This window comes from Gilvimarinus sp. 1_MG-2023 (genome assembly GCF_030548285.1).
This window is the reverse complement of the sequence record NZ_JAUOSC010000073.1, coordinates 1-541: the sequence shown is the minus strand read 5'-3', so window position 1 is coordinate 541 and position 541 is coordinate 1. Positions and strand designations below refer to the sequence as shown.

General features: G+C 56.4%; 2 protein-coding genes. Both read left to right on the top strand.

Annotated features, from left to right (window positions below; translation table 11 throughout):
* On the top strand, nucleotides 1-300 hold a 300-nt coding region (locus Q4563_RS15730; RefSeq protein WP_303605132.1), incomplete at its 5' end, for a 3-hydroxyacyl-CoA dehydrogenase family protein.
* Nucleotides 293-541 (top strand): hotdog fold thioesterase (locus tag Q4563_RS15725; protein ID WP_303605131.1); only part of this gene is annotated, 249 nt, incomplete at its 3' end. The genes Q4563_RS15730 and Q4563_RS15725, both read left to right, overlap by 8 nt.

The window sequence follows — 541 nt, the reverse complement described above, 5'->3', positions numbered from 1 at the left end:
ATTCAGGTCAGTGAGCTGACCGATGTGCCGGGGTTGGCGGTGATGCGAACGGTTTGCATGTTGGCGAATGAAGGTGCGGATGCCGTATTGCAGGGGGTTGGTGATGCAATCGGCGTCGATACCGCCATGTGTTTTGGGGTGAATTATCCTCGTGGGCCGTTGCGGTGGGCCGATCAGATCGGCCTTGCCAGAGTCGACCAGCTGTTGACTCATTTGCAGGCGGCTTACGGCGATGATCGTTATCGTCCTTCCTTGTTGATTCGTCGTCTGGCACTGCAAGGAGGTCGTTTCCATGACTGATCAACCGCACCTGCAAGCGATGAGTGCCGAGGAACTGGCGGTGGCTTGTGCCAACGAGTTGTATCGCCGTGATCGCGCGACACAACATCTGGGCATCGAGCTGCTGCGATCGTCACCGGGCCAATCCACGGTAGCGATGACAGTGGCTGATTTTATGTTGCAGGGTCATCAGACTTGTCACGGTGGTTATCTGTTTACGCTGGCGGACTCTGCGTTCGCTTTCGCCTGCAATACCTACAAC